Below are 19,421 nucleotides of genomic sequence, written 5' to 3' on the forward strand. Positions count from 1 at the left end.
GGTTCAACGGAGAAAACGATGGATCCCAGCCAGAACCCCAACGTATTCCATGCCACCACCATCTGCTCGGTGCGCCGCAACGACCAGGTGGTGATCGCCGGCGACGGCCAGGTCACGCTGGGCCATACGGTGATGAAGGCCAACGCGCGCAAGGTGCGCCGGCTGGGCAAGGACGGCCGCGTGCTGGCCGGTTTCGCCGGCGCCGCCGCCGATGCGTTCACCCTGTTCGAGCTGTTCGAGGCCAAGCTGGAAAAGCATGGCCAGCTGACCCGCGCGGCGGTGGAGATGGCCAAGGATTGGCGCACCGAGCGCCGCTTCGGCAAGCTCGAGGCGCTGCTGGCGGTGGCCGATGTCGACACCTCGCTGGTGATCTCCGGCACCGGCGACGTGATCGAGCCGGAAGACGGCCTGATCGCCATCGGCTCCGGCGGCATGTACGCGCTGTCCGCGGCGCGCGCGCTGCTGGCGCATACCCAGCTGGACGCGAAAGCCATCGCCACCGAGGCGCTGGGCATCGCCGGCGACATCTGCATCTACACCAACCGCAACATCGTGGTCGAGACGCTCTAGCGCCTGCGATCCGTTCACCGGCGCCGTGCCGGGGGCGACCCGATCAACCAAGCGAGTATCGGGGAGCGACTTGATCGGGTCGCCCCCGGCACGGCGCAGCCAAGGAAGCACCGATGACTGATTCCTCCTCCATGACCCCGCGCGAGATCGTCGCGGAACTCGATCGACACATCGTCGGCCAGCACGCGGCCAAGCGCGCGGTGGCTATCGCCCTACGCAACCGCTGGCGGCGCGCGCAGCTGCCGGCCGAGCTGCGCAACGAGGTGATGCCGAAGAACATCCTGATGATCGGCCCCACCGGCGTGGGCAAGACCGAGATCGCACGGCGGCTGGCCACGCTGGCCAACGCGCCGTTCGTGAAGGTGGAGGCGACCCGCTTCACCGAAGTCGGCTACGTCGGCAAGGACGTCGAGCAGATCATCCGCGACCTGGCCGACACCGCGGTCAAGCTGTACCGCGGCCAGGCCAAGCAGCGCGTGCGCACGCAGGCCGAGGAGCGCGCCGAGGACCGCATCCTCGATGCGCTGCTGCCCAAGCGCGAAGCCGCGCCCGGCTTCGGCTTCAACCCGGCGCAGACCACCACCATCGACATCGGCGCCGAACCGTCCGCGCAGGAATCCTCCACCCGGCAGAAGCTGCGCAAGCAGCTGCGCGCCGGCGAGCTGGACGCACGCGAGATCGAACTCGACCTCAGCATGAACATCGGCGTGGACATCATGGCCCCGCCGGGCATGGAGGAAATGGGCCAGCAGCTGCGGCAGATGTTCAGCCAGATCTCCGGCGGCAAGACCCACAAGAAGTCGATGACCATCCAGGCCGCGCGGCCGCTGCTGATCGAGGAGGAGGCCGGCAAGCTGGTCAACGAGGACGAGGTGCGCGAGGCCGCGATCGAGGCCTGCGAGCAGCACGGCATCGTCTTCATCGACGAGATCGACAAGGTCGCCAAGCGCAGCGAGGGCATGGGCGCGGACGTGTCGCGCGAGGGCGTGCAGCGCGACCTGCTGCCGCTGGTGGAAGGCAGCACGGTCAGCACCAAGTACGGGCCGGTGAAGACCGACCACATCCTGTTCATCGCCAGCGGCGCGTTCCACCTCGCCAAGCCGTCCGACCTGATCCCGGAAATGCAGGGCCGCTTCCCGATCCGGGTGGAGCTGGGCGCACTGGGCAAGGAGGACTTCGTCCGCATCCTGACCGAACCGAAGGCCGCGCTGACCAGGCAGTACGTCGAGCTGATGCAGACCGAAGGCGTGGCGCTGCGCTTCGAGGCCGAGGCGGTCGACCGCCTGGCCGAGATCGCCGCGCACGTCAACGAACGCCAGGAAAACATCGGCGCGCGCCGCCTGCACACGGTGCTGGAGCGGCTGCTGGAAACGCTGAGCTTCGAGGCGCCGGACAAGGGCGGCAGCGTCGCGATCGACCGCGCCTACGTCGATGCGCACCTGGGCGAGCTGGCGCAGGACCCGGACCTGAGCCGCTACATCCTGTGACCGCGCCGTGCGGGCGCGCTGCCGTCAGAGCGGCAGCGGCGCCTGCAGCGGCTCGATGCTGCCTTCGCCGCGCATCACCTTCTTGAACTCCCTGCGCGACACCGAGACGTAGCGCTCGTTGCCGCCGATCTCCACCTGCGGCCCGTCCTGCAGCGCGCGCCCCTGCGCGTCGATGCGCACGTTCATGGTGGCCTTGCTGCCGCTGTGGCAGATGGTCTTGATCTCCTGCAGCTCGTCAGCCCACGCCAGCAGGTACTGGCTGCCCTCGAACAGCTCGCCGCGGAAGTCGGTGCGCAGGCCGTAGCAGAGCACGGGGATACGCAGCGCGTCCACCACCTCGCTGAGCTGCCAGACCTGCGGCTTGGCCAGGAACTGCGCCTCGTCCACCAGCACGCAATGCAGCGGGCCGCGCGCCGCGATGTCGGCTTCCACGATCCGCTGCAGGTCGTCGTCGCGGCCGAAGGCGATGCCATCGGCCTGCAGGCCGATCCGCGACGCCACCGTGCCGCTGCCGGCGCGGAAATCCAGCTTCGGGGTGAGGATGGCCACCCGCATGCCCCGCTCGCGGTAGTTGTACGCGGATTGCAGCAGGGTGGTGGTCTTGCCGGCGTTCATCGCCGAGTAATAGAAGTAGAGCTTGGCCATCAGGCGGGGCAGTGGGATTTGGCGAATGGGTGGAATGCAAGGGCGCAGGCCGCGGACGGCGATGCCAGAATAACCGCCCGCGCTCCTGCTGCCTCCCACTTCCGCTCCATGCACGGTCTCAATCCTCCGCAACGCCAAGCCGTCCTGCACACCGAAGGCCCCCTGCTGGTGCTGGCCGGCGCGGGCAGCGGCAAGACCCGCGTCATCATCGAGAAGATCGCCCACCTGGTGCAGAGCGGGCGCTACCCGGCCCGGCGCATCGCCGCGATCACCTTCACGAACAAGTCCGCGCGCGAGATGCGCGAGCGCGTCGGCAAGCGCATCAAGGGCGACGCCGCGCAGGAACTCACCGTCAGCACCTTCCACGCGCTGGGGCTGAAGATCGTCCAGATCGACCACGCCAAGCTGGGGCTGCGGCGCGGCTTCTCGATCTTCGATGCCGACGATTCCGCCTCGCAGATCAAGGACCTGCTGCCGCCGGGCAGCAAGCCGGATGCGATCGAAGCGATGAAGCAGCTGATCAGCCGCGCCAAGAACGCCGGCCTGTCGCCGGAGCAGGCGGCGGAGGCCGCGCGCAGCAGCCGCGAGCGCGAAGCGGCGGCGCTGTATGCGCGCTACCAGCAGCGGCTGTCCGCGTTCAACGCGGTGGATTTCGACGACCTGATCCGGCTGCCGGTGCAGCTGCTGGAAACCGACGAGGACGCGCGGATGGGTTGGCGCGAGCGCATCGGCTACCTGCTGGTGGACGAATGCCAGGACACCAACGACGCCCAGTACCGCCTGCTCAAGGCGATCGCCGGCGAGGCCGGCCAGTTCACCTGCGTGGGCGACGACGACCAGAGCATCTACGCCTGGCGTGGCGCCAACCCGGACAACCTGCTGGCGCTGGGCAGCGACTATCCTCAGCTTGCGATCATCAAGCTGGAACAGAACTACCGCTGCTCCAACCGGGTGCTGCGCGCGGCCAACGCGCTGATCGCCAACAACCCGCACGAGCACCCGAAAACCCTGTGGAGCGAGGCCGCCGACGGCGAGCGCATCCGCGTCTGGGAGTGCCGGGACGCCGCCCACGAGGCCGACAAGGTGGCGGCGGAGATCCAGTTCATCGCCAGGCAGCACGCGGCGCCCGACGGCACCGTGCCGTGGAACGAGGTCTGCATCCTGTTCCGCGGCAACCACCAGAGCCGCGCGCTGGAAAAGGCGCTGCAGCTGCTGCGCATCCCCTACCACCTGAGCGGCGGCACTGCCTTCCTGGACCGCGGCGAGGTCAAGGACGCGCTGGCCTGGCTGCGCCTGTTGGCCAATCCCGACGACGACGCCGCCTTCCTGCGCGCGGTGCAGTCGCCCAACCGCGGCGTCGGCGCCGGCACGCTGGCGAAGCTGGGCGAGCTGGCCAGCCAGAAGCACCTGCCGCTGGCCCGTGCCGCCGAGTCGATGGCGGTGGCGCAGCAATTGCCGGCGCGCGCCGCCAACGCGCTGCAGGGTTTCTCCACCATCGTGCAGGGCCTGCGCGCGGACGCCCGCACGCTGCCGCCGGCCGAACTGGTGCGCAAGCTCAACGAACGCTCCGGCCTGCTGGCCGCGCTGCGCGCCACCTGCAAGGACGAGGCCCAGTTCCAGGCGCGCCGGCGCAACCTCGATGAACTGGCCGACTGGTTCGATGGCCCCAAGACCTCCGGTCCCGGCGAACTGGCCGCCGCGCTGGCGCTGCTCTCGCACGCCGACAAGGGCGATGCCGGCAACCAGGTGCGGCTGATGTCGATGCACGCCTCGAAGGGACTGGAGTTCCGCTTCGTGTTCATCGTCGGGGTCGAGGACGGCAACCTGCCGCACGAGGCCAGCATCGAGGAAGGCCGCATCGACGAGGAGCGGCGGCTGTTCTACGTCGGCATCACCCGCGCCAAGGAGCGGCTGTGGCTGTCGCATGCCAGGGAAGCGCAGCGCTGGGGCGACAAGCTGCGGCTGGCGCCCAGCCGCTTCCTCGACGAGCTGCCGCCCGCCGAGGTGCAGCGCGATGGCGCCGACCCCGAAGCCGAGGCGGCGCAGAAGGCCGAGCGCCGCCGCGCCAGCTTTGCCGACATCCAGGCGATGCTGGCGGACTGACGCGCCCGGATCGGCCGCGCCGCCGGGCGGGCCCTCCCGACGCCCAGCAGGACGCTGAAATCCAAGCCCGCTACACTCGGGACGCCCGCATCCGGGCGTCCCGCGCCCCTCCGCCCCGATTTCCCGGAACCGTCCATGCGCCGCTTTCTTTCCGCCGCCCTCGTCGTCCTGCTCACCGCGTGTGCGAGCCCTGCGCTCCGACCCGAGGCTCCCGGGTCCGTCGTCCGCGAGATCGACGACCTGGCTCTGGTGGCCCCGGCTCTGGCCGAGGGTACGCAGCGCACCCTGCTGGTCCTGGACATCGACGACACGCTGCTCACGTCCAGCGGCTTCTTCGGCAGCGACAAATGGTACGAATGGCAGAAGACCCTGCCGGCCGGCGATCCCGGCAAGGTGCCCTGCCTGTTCGACGTGATCTCGCTGAACTACGAGGCCGGCACCCAGCGCCCCACCCAGCCGAACGGGCCCGCGCTGATCAATGCGCTGTCCAGCGACAGGCTGCTGCTGACCTCCCGCAATCCCCTGTCCCGCGGCGGCACGCTGCGGACCCTGCGCGACGCCGGCTACGCCTTGCCGGCCATGCTCGGCGGCCTGACCGACGGCAGCAGCTGGGATTTCCGCAAGGCGCCCGGCGCACCGCCGGTGCGCGTGCTCTACGACCAGGGCGTGTTCATGACCACCGGCCAGGACAAGGGGCTCGCCCTGCTCGACCTGCTGCGACGCACCAGGCTGCACTACGACCGGGTGGTGCTGGTAGACGATGGCCGCAAGAACATCGACAACATGCGCGCGGCCCTGCAGGACGCGGGCATCGCCTATCTGGGCCTGCACTACACCCGCATCGACAAGCGGGTGGGCGCGGACGAGGCGGACGCCGGGCGTGCCGGCTGGCTGGCGTGGCGGCAGCTGCTGGCCAGCACCTATCCGCAGCGCCTGCAGGCATTCGAATCCCATCAGTGCAGCTATTGAAATCAACCGCTTGCAGATGACTTCTTGAAGATTGCATAAAGTTTGAGGCCCGGTTAGGCTGCCCGCATCCGGCCTTCGGCTGGAACCGCGCCACAACTGTCGTCCACCGGCACCGCCGGATTCGAGGAGGCCACGGCCTCCTCTTTTTCTTTCCGGCTTCGGGCCGCTTCCCATGCGATTCCCGGTTCCCGCGCGGGACGATGCCGGCCATCCCGTGCGGCACCGCGGCGCTTGCGCTGGCGAACGCGCCCGCCGACACTCCGCCCATGCCTGCCGGGGACGCCTCCACCCGCTACCGATGCCGCGCGCTGGCCCTGTGCCTGGGGCTGGCGCTTGGATGTCTGCCGGCTTGCCAGCGCGGACCGGTCCCCGGCCCGGTCGCCCCCCAGGCCACCGCCGAGGCCGCGGCGACGCGCCCGGTGGACGCCGTGTATGTGCTGCGCGACCGCCTGCTGGCGCGCGACGGCGCGGGCTTCGCCCGGCTGGCCGTCCCGCCGGCCCTGCACGCGCAGCTGGAAGCCGCATGGTCGCAGGGAGAGAGCCGGTGGCCGCTGGACGAGCTGCCGCTGGACACCCACATTTCGCGCATGCTGGTCGCCTTGCAGGCCCCGCAGGCCGACAAGGCGCTGATGACGACCTTCCGCCGGCAGTTCGCCCATGCCGACAAGGACATCGACCAGGCGGTCCGCACCCTGGTGGTGTTCGGCGGCGAGTACGTGCAGAAGGATGCCGGATACAGCGAGGAAGAGCGTGCGCACATCACCCAGGCCATCACCGCGCTGGGCGGTTGGGCGCTGTCCGCGCCGCTGGCCGACCCGAAACGCGCCCGCCCGTTCTTTTCCACGCTGGCTGCCGCAGCGGTGCGCAGCGGCATCGACGGCAAGGCCGGCAACGCGGCGTTCGCCGCCCTCGGCATGACCCAGAGCCTCAACCGGCTGTCGCCGTTCTTCGCCACCCTGCTGGCGCAACTGCGCCTGCAGTACGGCCTGGATGTCGACGCGGCCCTGCGCAGCCTGCACGTCAGCCTGCTCAGGCAGACCGGCGATACCGCCGAGCTGCGCCTGCAGTACACCCTCGCCGGCACCCACATCGACGCCCTCGCGCCCGCAGTGCGCGTCGACGGCCACTGGTATCTGGCCAATTACCTGCGTCGCGCGGAGCAGTCGCTGCAGTCCGGGCCGTAGGGGCAGGAAGGGGCGGGCCCAAGATTCCAGCGGCGCGGCCGATACACTGGCGACAGGGCGCCCGGCTCCGCGGGACGGAAGCGGGCCGAGGCAGTGAGGCCAAGGGCGAGGGTATGAGCGACAGCCAGACATCGGATACAGGGGAGGGCGCGTGGACGCCGGGTGCGTCCGCATTCGCCGCTTCCGGCCTGTCCATCCTCACCGCCACCGGCGTGGACGCCGCGGCTGCCGCGCTGCTGGAGGCCCTGCGCGATTGCGGCATCGCCGCCGAGGCCGTGGCCTGGACCGACCACGGCGAGCTGCTGTTCGAACCGGCGGAAGCCGGCACCAGCCACAACCGCGCCGCCGCCGAAGCCGCATTCGCCGGCCGGCCGCTGCCCGCCGGCAGCGGGCCGGATACCCAGCTGCTGCCGCCGGGGGCCGCCGAAGCCGGGGCGGTGCTGCTGGCCGCGCCGGGCGCGCTGGCCACCCTGGACGCGTCCGCCAGCCGCCTGCTCGCGCTGGCCGGCAGGCGCCTTTCCGAACTGTTCTCGATCCAGCGCCTGCAGACCTCGGTCAAGGACCTGGAACAGGCCGAACAGCTCCAGCACGCGCTGTTCGCGATCGCCGACATGGCCGCCTCCGACCGAGACATGCAGAGCCTGCTGCGCGGCCTGCACCAGATCATCGGCCGGCTGATGTACGCCGAGAATTTCTACATCGCCCTGTACGACCGCCAGCGCGAAACCATCCGCTTCATCTATTTCGCCGATGAGATGGACGGCGGCATGCACGGTCCCGAGCAGGAGTTCAAGGCCTCGGAGATGGGCGGCAGCCTCACCTTGGGCTTGATCCGCCATGGCCGCGCGGTCCGCGGTCCATCCGAGCAGATTGCCGAGACGCTGGGCCTGATCCATGAAGACGCGCTTGGCACGCCGTCGGTGGACTTCATGGGCGTGCCGATGCGCCGCAACGACGAAGTGGTCGGCGCGCTGGTGGTGCAGAGCTATCGCGAAGGCTTCAGTTACACCCAGTCTGACTGCGCGGTTTTGTCTTTCGTGGCGGAGCACGTGCTCAATGCGGTGGAGCGCAAGCGTGGCCAGGAGGCGCTGGAACAGCACGTCGCCGACCGCACCGTGGAGTTGGCACAGGCCAATATGCAGCTGCAGGCGCAGGTGGCCGAGCGCGAACGCGCGGCGCACCTGCAGGCCACCCTGTACAAGATCGCCGCCCTGGCCAACAGCCAGGAGCGCGACGAGGACTTCTACCGCAGCATCCACCACTCGGTGGGTGAGTTGCTGTATGCCGAGAACTTCTACATCGCCCTGCTCTCCGCCGACGGCACCCAGCTGGAGATTCCCTACTCGGTGGACGTGGCCGGCGACGACCGTGTCGACCGCCCGTTGGGCCAGGGCCTGACCGAATACGCCCTGCGCCTGGGCCACGCCTTGCTGATCGATGACCAGGGCGTGCGCGAACTGGTGGCGCGCGGCGAGATGGACGCCACCCACCACGCCAGCCGCACTTCCGCGGTGTGCTGGCTGGGCGCGCCACTGATGGGCGCCGATGGGGTAATGGGAATGGTGGTGGTGCAGAGCTACCGGCCGGACCTGGTGTACAGCAGCGAGGACGCCGAACTGCTGACCTTCGTCGCCCACCAGATCGCCAGCAGCGTGCAGCGCCGGCGCCACGCCGAAGCCCTGCACGCGCTCAACGCCGAACTGGAACAGCGGGTGCAGGCACGCACCCGCGAACTGCGCCGCGAGATCTCGGTGCGCGAGCAGGTGGAGGCCCAGCTCAAGCACCAGGTCATGCACGACCCGCTGACCGGCCTGCCCAACCGGCTGTACCTGCGCGACCGGCTGGAACGGGCGCTGTCCAGCCAGCAGCGCAACCCGCAGCACGCCTTCGCCCTGCTCTACCTCGACGTGGACCGTTTCAAGCTGTTCAACGACAGCCTGGGCCACCTGGCCGGTGATGCGGTGCTGCGCGAGGTGTCGGCGCGCTTGCTGGACTGCGTGCGCGGCCCGGACATCGTCGCCCGCCTGTCCGGCGACGAATTCGCGATCCTGCTGGAGGAGGGCGCCCAGCCCGCCACCGCGGTCAAGATCGCCCAGCGCATCCAGGCGCGCATGCAGGCCGCGGTGCAGGTGGGCGACCGCGACCTGCAGGCCTCGGTCAGCATCGGAATCGCCATCAGCCACCCGCGCTACCAGACCATCGACGAGATGCTGCACGACGCCGACGTGGCGCTGTACCGCGCCAAGGCGACCGGGCGGCAGCGCTTCGTGCTGTTCGACGAGCGCCAGCAGAAGGCGGCGATGAACGTGCTGGAACTGGAGCTGCAGCTGCGCCAGGCGCTGCATGCAGGCGAGTTCGTGCCCTATTTCCAGCCCATCGTCCGCCTCGACGACGGCGGCACGGTGGGCTACGAGGCGCTGATCCGCTGGCAGCACCCCACCCGCGGCCTGCTGGGGCCCGGCGAGTTCCTGCCGGTGGCCGAGGAGAGCGGCCTGATCGAGGCGATCGACTGGCACATGTATCGGCTGGCCTGCACCGCAGGCGCACCGCTGGTCGCGGACGACGGCTTCATCAGCATCAACATCTCGCCGCGCCATTTCCAGTACGAGGATTTCGACCAGCGCCTGCTGGACCTGCTGCAGGAGACCGGGTTCCCGCCGGCACGGCTGCGCATCGAGGTCACCGAAAGCACCCTGCTGGGGGACCCCGAGGCCGCCGCGCGGATCCTGCAGCGGCTGCAGGACGCGCAGGTGGGCGCCGCGCTGGACGACTTCGGCACCGGCTATTCCTCGCTCAGCTACGTCCATCGCTTCCCGCTGAAGTCGATCAAGATCGACCGCTCGTTCATCCGCGACCTGGGCCAGGCCGACGCGCGCCGCAGCCTGGCGATCATCGAAGCGGTGCAGGGCCTGGCCCGCTCGCTGAGCCTGAGCGTGGTGGCGGAGGGCGTGGAAACCGAGGCCCAGCGGCAGGCACTGCTGGCGGCAGGCTGCCCCTGCGCGCAGGGCTTCCTGTTCGGGCGGCCGCAGCCGGCCGGGCATTGGCGGGCGGGCGCGGCATCCGGGCCCGCGTTGCCGCGCGAAACGTGACTCCGGTCACATGAATCCCGGCCTCGGGTGGCGCCACGCCACGCCTGCCGGCGACGGACGTCCATAATGGCGGTGATGCCAGATCGCCAGACTCCCGCCCAGGCCGGCCTGTTCGACCCGCCGACCGCAGATGCCGCGCGCGACGCCGACGCCGCCGGCGCGGACATCCGTTCCGACGCCGCGAATGCCGGCGAACCATTGCCGCTGCCCGCCTTCCTGGGCCCCGGCGGGGCCCCTGCCGCGCCGACGCGCCCCCACAGGAACCGGCTGCCGCTGTGGGCGCGCCTGCTGGGGCGGCCGCTGCACCCGTGGCTGAAGCTGGACATCGAAACCGATCCGCAGGTGGGCGGCGACCCTCGCCCGATCTGCTACGTGCTGGAGGACTACGGCCTCTCCAACGCCCTGATCCTGGCGCGGGCCTGCCGCGAGGCCGGCCTGCCGCCGCCGCTGCAGCCGATCGCCGGCGACCCGCTGGGCCGCAAGCGCGCCTACGTGGCGCTGTCGCGCCGCCACGCCAACGCGCTGGGCCTGCTGCCGGGCGCCGAACACAAGACCCATTCCGGCTCGCTGGCGCGGCTGCTGCAGGCGCACCGCGACGATGCATCGCTGGACGTGCAGCTGGTGCCGGTGTCGATCTTCGTGGGCCAGGCGCCCAAGCGCAGCAGCGGCTGGTTCAGCGTGCTGTTCTCGGAGAACTGGACGCTGGTGGGCCGCTTCCGCCGGCTGCTGGCGATCCTGCTCAACGGCCGCGACACCCTGGTGCAGTTCGCCCCGCCGATCCCGCTGCGCGACATCGTCGCCGAGGGGCTGGAACCCGAGCGCACCGTGCGCAAGCTCTCGCGCGTGCTGCGCACCCACTTCCGCCGGGTGCGCGAGGTGGTGATCGGGCCGGATCTTTCGACCCGCCGCATGCTGGCCGACCAGGTGCTGTCCGCGCCGCTGGTCAAGGACGCCATCGCCGACCAGGCCCGCCGCGACAACAGCAAGCCGGAAGAAGCGTGGAAGAAGGCCAACGCCTATTTCTGGGAAATCGCCGCCGACTACTCGAACACGGTGGTGCGCTCGCTGAGCTTCCTGCTGACCTCGGTGTGGAACCGCATCTACCGCGGCGTGCTGGTGCACCACCTCGACCAGTTCAAGCAGGAAGCGCCGGGCCATGAAGTGGTCTACGTGCCCAGCCACCGCAGCCACATGGACTACCTGCTGCTGAGCTACCTGTTGTACAGCCACGGCATCGTCGCCCCGCACATCTTCGCCGGCATCAACCTCAACCTGCCGGTGGTGGGCACGGTGCTGCGCAAGGGCGGCGCGTTCTTCGCCCGCCGCAGCTTCAAGGGCAACGCGCTGTATTCGGCGGTGTTCCGCGAGTACATGGCGCAGCTGGTCGCCGGCGGCTATTCCATCGAATACTTCATCGAAGGCGGGCGCTCGCGCACCGGCCGGCTGCTGCAGCCCAAGGGCGGCTCGCTGGCGATGACCGTGCGCGCCTACCTGCGCCAGCCGACCCGGCCGCTGCTGTTCCAGCCGGTCTACATCGGCTACGAAAAGCTGATGGAGGGCCGCAGCTACCTCGACGAGCTGTCCGGCAAGCCGAAGGAAAAGGAGTCCATCTGGCAGCTGGTGACCGGCATCCCCAAGGTGCTGCGCAGCAACTACGGCCAGGTGGTGGTGAACTTCGGCGAACGCATCCGGCTGGACGAGATCCTGGCCGAGCACGCGCCGGAATGGGACGGCAAGCCGGTGGGCGACGACGAAAAGCCCGCATGGTTCGCCCGCACCATCGACGCGCTGGCGCAGAAGATCCAGGTCCACGTCAACCGCGCCGCCGACGTCAATCCGATCAACCTGCTGGCGCTGGCGCTGCTGTCCACCCCCAAGCACGCGATGGGCGAGGCCGACCTGCGCGCGCAGATCGCGCTGTCCAAGACCCTGCTGGCGGACGTGCCGTATTCGGACTGGGTGACGGTGACCCCGCACTCGCCGGAGCAGATCATCGCCCACGGCGAGGAGATCGGCCTGATCGCCCGCACCCCCCACCCGCTCGGCGACGTGCTCGGCGTGGAGGGCGACAACGCGGTGCTGCTGAGCTACTTCCGCAACAACGTGCTGCACCTGTTCACCGCATCGTCGTGGATCGCGGTGTGCTTCCAGAACAACCGCCGCATGGGCCGACGCCAGCTGCAGCAGATCGGCCGCACCCTGTATCCGTTCCTGCAGGCCGAGCTGTTCCTGCCCTGGGACGAGGACACGTTCGCCGAGCGCATCGACCGCACCATCGAGGTGTTCGTCCGCGAAGGCCTGCTGGAGCAGGCCAGCGACGAGGACGGCGGCATCCTCCAGCGCAACGCCGGCCAGAGCGACGAGGTGTTCCGCCTGCGCGCGCTCGGCCACACCCTGCAGCAGGCCTTCGAGCGCTATTACATCGCCATCGCGGTGCTGGTGAAGAACGGCTCCGGCACCCTCGGCGCGGGCGAGCTGGAAAGCCTGTGCCAGCTCACCGCGCAGCGGCTGTCGCTGCTGTACGCCCCGGCCGCCCCGGAGTTCTTCGACAAGGCGCTGTTCCGCGGCTTCATCCAGCAGCTGCGCGATCTCAAGCTGGTCTGGCCGCACCCGGAAACCAGCAAGCTGATGTTCGACGACCGCCTGAAGGCGTGGGCCAAGGACGCGCGGGTGGTGCTGGGCCGCGAGCTGCGCGCCACCATCGAGAAGATCAGCCCGGCCAGCGCGCGCACCACCGGGGAGATCCCCGCGCTGCCGCCGGAGAACGCGGACACGCCGTCGTCCTGACGGCGCATCCGGGCAGGCGCCCTAGGCCGGCTCGTCCGGGATCAGCGCGTTCTCCAGCCAGGCGATCTGGTCCTTCAGCAGCAGCTTGCGCTTCTTCAGCCGCTTCAGCATCAGCTCGTCGGCCTGGATGTCGGCCTGCAGCCGCGTGATGGCATCGTCCAGGTCCCGATGCTGCTCGCGCAGGTCCACCACGCGCCGCGCCATGCGCGACAGTTCGGCCGGATCGGTGGGCTGGTTCATGTGCCGAGCATAGCGCGCCCGGATGCCGCCGGCGGGCGGGTAAAATGGCGGTTCGATGAATACCACCGCGCCCCCGCTCAACGACCTCCCCCTCCCCAGCCGCAAGCGCGAGGCCGACAAGCTGGCCAAGCGCCTGCGCCACCAGGTGGGCAAGGCGATCGCCGACTTCGGCATGATCGAGGACGGCGACAAGGTCATGGTCTGCCTGTCCGGCGGCAAGGACAGCTACACGATGCTGGACGTGCTGCTGCAGCTGCGCAAAAAAGCGCCGGTCGATTTCAGCATCACCGCGGTCAACCTGGACCAGAAGCAGCCGGGCTTCCCGGAGCACGTGCTGCCGGAGTACCTGCGCTCGATCGGGGTGGACTTCCACATCCTCGAACAGGACACCTACTCGGTGGTCAGCCGGGTGATCCCGGAAGGCAAGACCATGTGCTCGCTGTGCTCGCGGCTGCGCCGCGGCGCGCTGTACACCTACGCCGAGCAGCACGGCTTCACGAAGATCGCGCTGGGCCACCACCGCGACGACCTGGTCAACACGTTCTTCCTCAACCTGTTCTTCCACGCGAAATTGAGCGGCATGCCGCCCAAGCTGCTCAGCGACGACGGCAAGCACGTGGTGATCCGCCCGCTGGCCTACGTGCGCGAGGCCGACATCGAGGCCTACGCCGAGGCGAAGGGCTTCCCGATCATCCCCTGCAACCTGTGCGGCTCGCAGGAGAACCTGCAGCGCAAGCAGGTGAAAAAAATGCTGGCGCAGTGGGAAAAGGAATCGCCCGGCCGCATCGAGACCATGGCGCGCGCGCTGGGCGACATCCGCCCGTCGCAGCTCAGCGACCCGAAACTGTTCGACTTCCTCGCCCTCGGCAAGCGCGGCGACGCGGCGCTGCCCGACGCGCATGCGTGGCTGGCTGGCGCACCCGACGCGCCGGAGCCCGTGGCGATGGCGCTGCATCCGGTGCGCAACCACGACGGGCTGGACATCCTGAAGTCCTGATCCCGCGCCGCGTTTCCCGCATTCCCGCCCGGCCTTCGGCGCTCCGCTGGCGAAGGCCCTTCCACAGGATTCCCGATGTTCTTCCGCAACCTGACCCTGTTCCGCTTCCCCTCCTCGCTCGACCTGTCCGACCTCGAACCGCAGCTGGCCGAATGCGCGCTCAAGCCGGTCGGCCCGCTGGAGCTGTCCTCGCGCGGCTTCGTCGCGCCGATGGGCCAGCACCACGACGGCTTCCAGCACCTGTGCGACGACGCGCGCTGGCTGACCGTGGGTGGCGAGGACAAGCTCCTGCCCGGCGCGGTGGTCAACGACCTGCTGCAGAAGAAGCTGGCCGCGATCGAGGAGAAGGAAGGCCGCAAGCCCGGCGGCCGCACCCGCAAGCGGCTGAAGGACGAACTGATCACCGAACTGCTGCCGCGCGCGTTCGTGCGCCCGGTGCGCAGCGACGCCCTGCTCGACGGCCAGCTGGGCGTGATCGCGGTGGACACCTCCTCGCGCAAGTCGGCCGAGTCGGTGGTGTCGGAAGTGCGCCGCGCGCTGGGCAGCTTCCCGGCGCTGCCACTGAACGCCGAAGTGGCGCCGCGCGCCATCCTCACCGGCTGGCTGGCCGGCGACGCGCTGCCCGACGGTCTGGCGCTGGGCGACGAGTGCGAGCTGCGCGACCCCACCGACACCGGCGCGGTGGTGAAGATCCAGCGCATGGAGCTGTCCGGCGAGGAGATCAGCAAGCATCTCGAGGCCGGCAAGCAGTGCACACGGTTGGCGCTGGTGCTGGACGACCACGTCAGCTTCGTGATCGGCGAGGACCTGATCGTGCGCAAGTTCAAGCTGCTGGACGGCGCGGTGGACCAGATGGAGTCCACCGAACACGACGACATCGTGGCCGAACTGCAGGCCCGCTTCGCGCTGATGACCGGCGAGTTCAAGCGCCTGTTCGCGGTGCTGGAGAAGGCGTTCAAGCTCAGCAAGGCGGAGTGAGGCCTGCTCCTCTCCTTGCGCAGCAGGGGAGGATCGGCAGGGCACTGCCCTGGCGGGGAGACGCCTCCAGCCGTCCATCCTCGGTGAGGGGCGGGCCGTAGAATCGCCGCATATGCGCGCCCTGTTCCGCCTGCTCGCCCCCGTCCGCACCACGCCGAAGACCCCGGCGGTGCAGCGCGACCGCCTGCCCTTCGTGCTGGACGACGGCAGCCGCATCGACGTGCTGCGGGTCCGCGATCCGCGCGCGAAGCGGGTCAAGCTGTCGGTGGACGAACGCGGCGCGCGCCTGACGCTGCCGCTGCGCGCCAGCCTGGTGTCCGGCGAACGCTTCCTGCGGGAACACCGCGACTGGCTGGTGCGGCAGCTGGCGGCGCAATCCGGCCTCGCCGGCACCGGCCTGGTCCGCACCACCACCACCACCCTGCCGCTGCGCGGCGCCGACCTGCCGCTGCGCTGGGACGGCGGCCGCGCGACGCGGCTGGAGTGCGATGCCGACGGCGGCCTGCGCTTCATCGCGCCGGCCAGCGCCGGCGACGCCGCGCTGCGGCGCGCGCTGCGCGACTTCTACGAAGCCCAGGGCCGCGCGGATACCGGCCGCTGGCTGCCGAAATACCTGTCCGGGCTGCCGCGCCCGCCGCGCCGCCTCGTGTTCAAGCGCACCTCGTCGCTGTGGGGCTCGCTGGCCCCGGACGGCACGCTGGCGCTGGACCTGGCGCTGCTGCTGGCGCCGCCGCCGGCGTTCGAATACGTGCTGGTGCACGAGCTCTGCCATCTGCTGCATGCCGACCACTCGACGCGCTTCTGGAACGAGGTCGAAGCGCGCTTCCCGACGTGGCGCGACGAGCGCGCGTTCCTGCGCGCCGAAGGGCGCGCGCTGAAGGGCCGGCTGCGGCAGCTGCTGGCCGGCTGAGGGCGCGGATCACGTAATCTCCGGCAACGACAACACCGGGGAACCCATGTCCATGACCTACACCCATCGCCGCCTGCTGTCCCTTGCCCTGATCGCCGCGGTCGCCGCGCTGCCGGCCTGCAAGAAGGCCCAGGACGCCGCGGTCGAAGCCGCGATGGAGAAAGCCACCGGCATGAAGGTGGACAAGGACGGCAACGCCGTCACCATCAAGACCGAACAGGGCGACCTCAAGGTGGCCACCGCCGAGGACGGCGGCAGCGTGCCGCTGCCGGCCGGCTTCCCCTCCGACATCTACCTGCCGGACGGGCACAAGGTGGCCAGCGCGATGGAGCTGGGCGGCGCGCAGATGGTCAACCTCACCACCGCGGCGGACATGGCCGCCGTGCATGCCGCCACCGACAAGGCGATGCGGGACGGCGGCTGGCAGCGCGAGATGGCGATGCAGACCGGCGACAGCAGCAGCCTGGCCTACAGCAAGGACAAGCGGCAGGTGTTCTACCAGCTGCTGAAGGGCGAAGAGGGCGGCACCCAGCTCGCCATCCGCGCCGGCACCAACGAATAGGCACCGCGTTCCGCTGGAGCCCACCGCAGGGGCGCGGACGCCCTCGCTCAACACGCACCCGCTGCAGGAGCGCGCCGCAGGGGCGCGACCGCCTTCGCGAAACCACATCCCGTGCATCGCGCCCTTCAGTGCGCTCTTACGGCGACATCAGGAAATCGTTGATCGCGCCGGCCACCGCGTCCGGCTGCTGCATGTGCAGGTGGTGGCCGCCCGGCATCGCCAGCAGGCGCCCACGCGGCAGCAGCTCCACCCGCCGGCGGCGCTGCGCATCGGGGAAATAGGGTTGGGCCGGCTCGGCGAACACGGCCAGCGTGGGACAGCTGATGCACGCCAGCAGGTCGTCGATCTGCGCCTCGGTCAGCCGGCTGAGGCTGGGCAGGGTCAGGCGCTGGTCGCTGCTCCAGGCATAGCCGCCGGCCACCGGGTTCACGCCGCGCTCCACCAGCAGGCGCACCAACGCCTCGTCCAGGCCGCTGCCTGGCACGCGGCCGGCGTGCAGGCGCGCGCGCACGGCGGTGTCGATGTCCGGAAACACGCGCAGGCGCTTGCCGGCCACCCGCCGCTGCGCGGCCACCGCTTCCCGCATCCGCGAGGCCGTGTGCTCGGGTGTTTCCGCCAGCGCGCCCAGCATCTCGATCGCCACCAGCCGCTCGATCCGCTCCGGGCACGCGGCCGCCACCATGCTGGCGATGCCGGCGCCCATCGAATGGCCGAGCAGGTGGAAGCGATCCCAGCCCAGCGCATCGGCGGCGTCCAGCACCGCGGCGATGGCAACGCTGAAGGAATATTCCGCGCCCGCCGGCAGGTGCGCGCTGCGGCCGTGGCCGGGCAGGTCCAGCGCCACCAGGTCGAACGCGCGCAGGTACGGCGCCATGGGGACGAAGCTGGCGGCGTTGTCGAGCCAGCCGTGCAGCGCCAGCACCCGCGGGCCGCGACCGTCATTGCGCAGGCCGGCGAGGCGGCCCAGCGCTGCATCGAAGCCCACCTCGCGCATCAGGCCCAGCCCGCGTCGCCCTGCGCCAGGGCGGCCAGCGCGTCGGCATGCGCATCGCCCGCGTTCAGGCAGGGGATGTAGCGCAGCGCCTCGCCGCCGGCGGCGCGGAAGGCGTCGGCATTTTCCACCGAGATTTCTTCCAGCGTTTCCAGGCAGTCCACAGCGAAGCCCGGGCAGACCACGTCCACCCGGCGCACGCCGTCGCGCGCCAGCGCTTCCAGCGTCGGCAGGGTGTAGGGCTCCAACCAGCGCTCGCGGCCGAAGCGCGACTGGAAGGTCAGCAGCAACTCGTCGCGCGGCACCCCCAGCGCCGCCGCGATGGCGCGCGCGCTGGCCTCGCACTGGTCGGCGTAGGGATCGCCGCCGTCCACCAGCCGCCGCGGGATGCCGTGGAACGACAGCAGCACGCGCTCGCCGCGGCCGTGCGCGTCCCAGTGCGCGCGGATCGACCCGGCCACCGCCGCGGCCCAGCCGGCGTCCACGTGGTAGTCGTGCAGCACCTCGACCTGCAGGTCGCCCGCCGCGGCGGCCACCGCATCGGCCACGCTGGCGGTGGTGGTGGTGGAGTACTGCGGGTACAGCGGCAACACCCGCACCCGGCGCACGCCGGCGGCGCGCAGGCCGTCGAACACGGATGCCACCGACGGCTCGCCGTAGCGCATCGCGTACGCCACCCGACTGCCCGGCAGGCGCGCGCCCACGGCATCGGCCAGCGCGGCGGTGTGCACCGCCAGCGGCGAACCGCCCGCCATCCAGATCTGCGCGTACTTGTGCGCCACCTTCGGGCTGCGCAGCGGCAGGATGATGAAGTGCAGCAGCGGGCACCACAGCCAGCGGGTCAGCTGGACCACGCGGTGGTCGTGCAGGAACTGCGCGAGGTAGCGGCGGACTGCCGGGGCGGTGGGCGCCGCCGGGGTGCCGAGGTTGACCAGTACCAGCGCGGGAGCGGCGTCAAGGGGCGTCGACATGGGCATAGGATCGCATGGCGGCCCGCGTACCATGCGCTGACTTAATATCGATTCATGGCCGCCGCGCCACGATGCGGCTTCCGCGCTTTCCCACACAGACCACGCAGACCACGGAGACCACGATGACTGCGACGCCGCGACGCCTGACCCTTGCCCTTGCCGTGCTGCTGGCTGCCGGTGCCGTCGTCGCGGGTTCGCGCGAGGACGTGCGCGCCGACGATGCGGTGCGGGTGGTGCGGCAGATCCAGTCCATCCCCGAGGCGTCGATCCCGGACCGCCTGCTGGAAGATGCCAAGGCGATCGTGGTCGTCCCGGACACCATCAAGGCCGGCTTCATGCTGGGCGGCCGCCGCGGGCTCGGTCTGGTGTCGATCAAGACCCCCGATGGCACCTGGTCGAATCCCGTGTTCGTGAAGCTGGCCGGCGCCAGTTTCGGCCTGCAGGCCGGCGTGCAGTCGGCCGACGTGATCCTGGTGTTCCGCAGCGAGCGCGGGCTGGACAACCTGGTCAACGGCAAGATCACCCTCGGCGCCGATGCCGGCGTGGCCGCCGGCCCGGTCGGCCGCAACGCCGCCGCCGCCACCGACGGCGCGCTGAAAGCCGAGATCTGGTCGTGGTCGCGCGCGCGCGGGCTGTTCGCGGGCGTGGCGCTGGACGGCGCGGTGCTGTCGATCGACAACGGCGCCAACCGCACCGCCTACGGCAGCGGCGTGACCCCGCGGATGATCTTCGAGGGCCGCGCGCCGCAGGCGCCGTCGGCCCCCATCGTCGCCTTCCGCGATGCGCTGGAGGAAGCCACCGCCGCCGCCCGCTACGCCCGCCGCGGTGCCAGCGCCCCGGCCGCGCCGGCGCAGCCGTCGCCGGCCGCCGCCACCGTGCAGCCGCTGGATGCGGGCAACCCGGCCACCACCACGCCGCTTGAGGACTGAGGCCGGACG

At 70.5% G+C, this 19,421-nt stretch carries 14 protein-coding genes and 2 pseudogenes; 12 read left to right on the forward strand and 4 right to left on the reverse strand.

Annotated features, from left to right (window positions below; translation table 11 throughout):
* The first annotated feature begins 18 nt into the window (after positions 1-18).
* Positions 19-570, forward strand: a complete 552-nt coding sequence (gene hslV / locus SPK54_RS06325; RefSeq protein ID WP_330947081.1) for an ATP-dependent protease subunit HslV — start codon at positions 19-21, stop codon at positions 568-570.
* A 113-nt stretch (positions 571-683) separates the two neighbouring features.
* Positions 684-2,057, forward strand: coding sequence for an ATP-dependent protease ATPase subunit HslU (gene hslU, locus SPK54_RS06330; protein ID WP_330947082.1), 1,374 nt, complete (start codon positions 684-686; stop codon positions 2,055-2,057).
* 24 nt (positions 2,058-2,081) lie between these two features.
* Here hslU and SPK54_RS06335 read toward each other — a convergent pair whose 3' ends face one another.
* Complete coding sequence (locus tag SPK54_RS06335) at positions 2,082-2,702, reverse strand: thymidine kinase (protein ID WP_330947083.1); 621 nt, start codon at positions 2,700-2,702, stop codon at positions 2,082-2,084.
* A 108-nt stretch (positions 2,703-2,810) separates the two neighbouring features.
* Here SPK54_RS06335 and SPK54_RS06340 point away from each other — a divergent pair, with 108 nt between their 5' ends.
* From SPK54_RS06340 to plsB, 5 genes and pseudogenes are all read left to right on the forward strand, one after another.
* Positions 2,811-4,805, forward strand: a complete 1,995-nt coding sequence (locus tag SPK54_RS06340; protein ID WP_330947084.1) for a UvrD-helicase domain-containing protein — start codon at positions 2,811-2,813, stop codon at positions 4,803-4,805.
* A 249-nt stretch (positions 4,806-5,054) separates the two neighbouring features.
* Positions 5,055-5,774 (forward strand): DUF2608 domain-containing protein, encoded by a 720-nt coding sequence (locus SPK54_RS06345; RefSeq protein ID WP_330947085.1) that lies wholly within the window; start codon positions 5,055-5,057, stop codon positions 5,772-5,774.
* 266 nt (positions 5,775-6,040) lie between these two features.
* Entirely contained in the window at positions 6,041-6,958 is a 918-nt protein-coding gene (locus tag SPK54_RS06350) for a hypothetical protein (protein WP_330947086.1), read from the forward strand.
* A 113-nt stretch (positions 6,959-7,071) separates the two neighbouring features.
* The gene (locus SPK54_RS06355; RefSeq protein ID WP_330947087.1) at positions 7,072-10,047 is read left to right on the forward strand and encodes an EAL domain-containing protein; all 2,976 of its coding nucleotides are present in this window, start codon (positions 7,072-7,074) and stop codon (positions 10,045-10,047) included.
* Positions 10,048-10,311: 264 nt separating this feature from the next.
* Positions 10,312-12,834: pseudogene (gene plsB / locus SPK54_RS06360) on the forward strand (glycerol-3-phosphate 1-O-acyltransferase PlsB); the annotation flags it as partial.
* Positions 12,835-12,855: 21 nt separating this feature from the next.
* Here the strand turns inward: plsB and SPK54_RS06365 are convergent.
* Positions 12,856-13,074 carry a DUF465 domain-containing protein gene (locus SPK54_RS06365; protein WP_330947088.1) on the reverse strand — a complete coding sequence of 73 codons (219 nt, stop codon included), beginning with the start codon at positions 13,072-13,074 and terminating at the stop codon, positions 12,856-12,858.
* Between the two features lie 55 nt (positions 13,075-13,129).
* Here SPK54_RS06365 and ttcA point away from each other — a divergent pair, with 55 nt between their 5' ends.
* The 4 genes from ttcA to SPK54_RS06385 all read left to right on the forward strand — a co-directional run bounded on the left by ttcA (position 13,130) and on the right by SPK54_RS06385 (position 16,521).
* A complete protein-coding gene (ttcA, locus tag SPK54_RS06370) occupies positions 13,130-14,071 on the forward strand; it encodes a tRNA 2-thiocytidine(32) synthetase TtcA (protein ID WP_330947089.1) in 942 nt (313 codons plus the stop codon).
* A gap of 75 nt (positions 14,072-14,146) precedes the next feature.
* The gene (locus SPK54_RS06375) at positions 14,147-15,049 is read left to right on the forward strand and encodes a recombination-associated protein RdgC (protein ID WP_330947090.1); all 903 of its coding nucleotides are present in this window, start codon (positions 14,147-14,149) and stop codon (positions 15,047-15,049) included.
* Between the two features lie 112 nt (positions 15,050-15,161).
* Positions 15,162-15,959 carry a YgjP-like metallopeptidase domain-containing protein gene (locus tag SPK54_RS06380; protein WP_330947091.1) on the forward strand — a complete coding sequence of 266 codons (798 nt, stop codon included), beginning with the start codon at positions 15,162-15,164 and terminating at the stop codon, positions 15,957-15,959.
* A 46-nt stretch (positions 15,960-16,005) separates the two neighbouring features.
* Positions 16,006-16,521, forward strand: a complete 516-nt coding sequence (locus SPK54_RS06385) for a hypothetical protein (protein WP_330947092.1) — start codon at positions 16,006-16,008, stop codon at positions 16,519-16,521.
* Between the two features lie 136 nt (positions 16,522-16,657).
* On the opposite strand, the gene SPK54_RS06390 is transcribed toward SPK54_RS06385, so the two are convergent.
* Both SPK54_RS06390 and hemH read right to left on the reverse strand, forming a co-directional pair.
* Positions 16,658-17,515 carry an alpha/beta hydrolase gene (locus tag SPK54_RS06390; protein ID WP_330947093.1) on the reverse strand — a complete coding sequence of 286 codons (858 nt, stop codon included), beginning with the start codon at positions 17,513-17,515 and terminating at the stop codon, positions 16,658-16,660.
* Entirely contained in the window at positions 17,515-18,483 is a 969-nt protein-coding gene (gene hemH / locus SPK54_RS06395) for a ferrochelatase (protein ID WP_330947094.1), read from the reverse strand. The genes SPK54_RS06390 and hemH overlap by 1 nt, the downstream gene beginning before the upstream one ends.
* Before the next feature lie 122 nt (positions 18,484-18,605).
* Here hemH and SPK54_RS06400 point away from each other — a divergent pair.
* A pseudogene (locus SPK54_RS06400) lies at positions 18,606-19,295 on the forward strand (lipid-binding SYLF domain-containing protein); the annotation flags it as partial.
* Between the last annotated feature and the right edge of the window lie 126 nt (positions 19,296-19,421).

This window comes from Thermomonas sp. LB-4, from assembly GCF_036409385.1.
Lineage (GTDB): Bacteria > Pseudomonadota > Gammaproteobacteria > Xanthomonadales > Xanthomonadaceae > Thermomonas.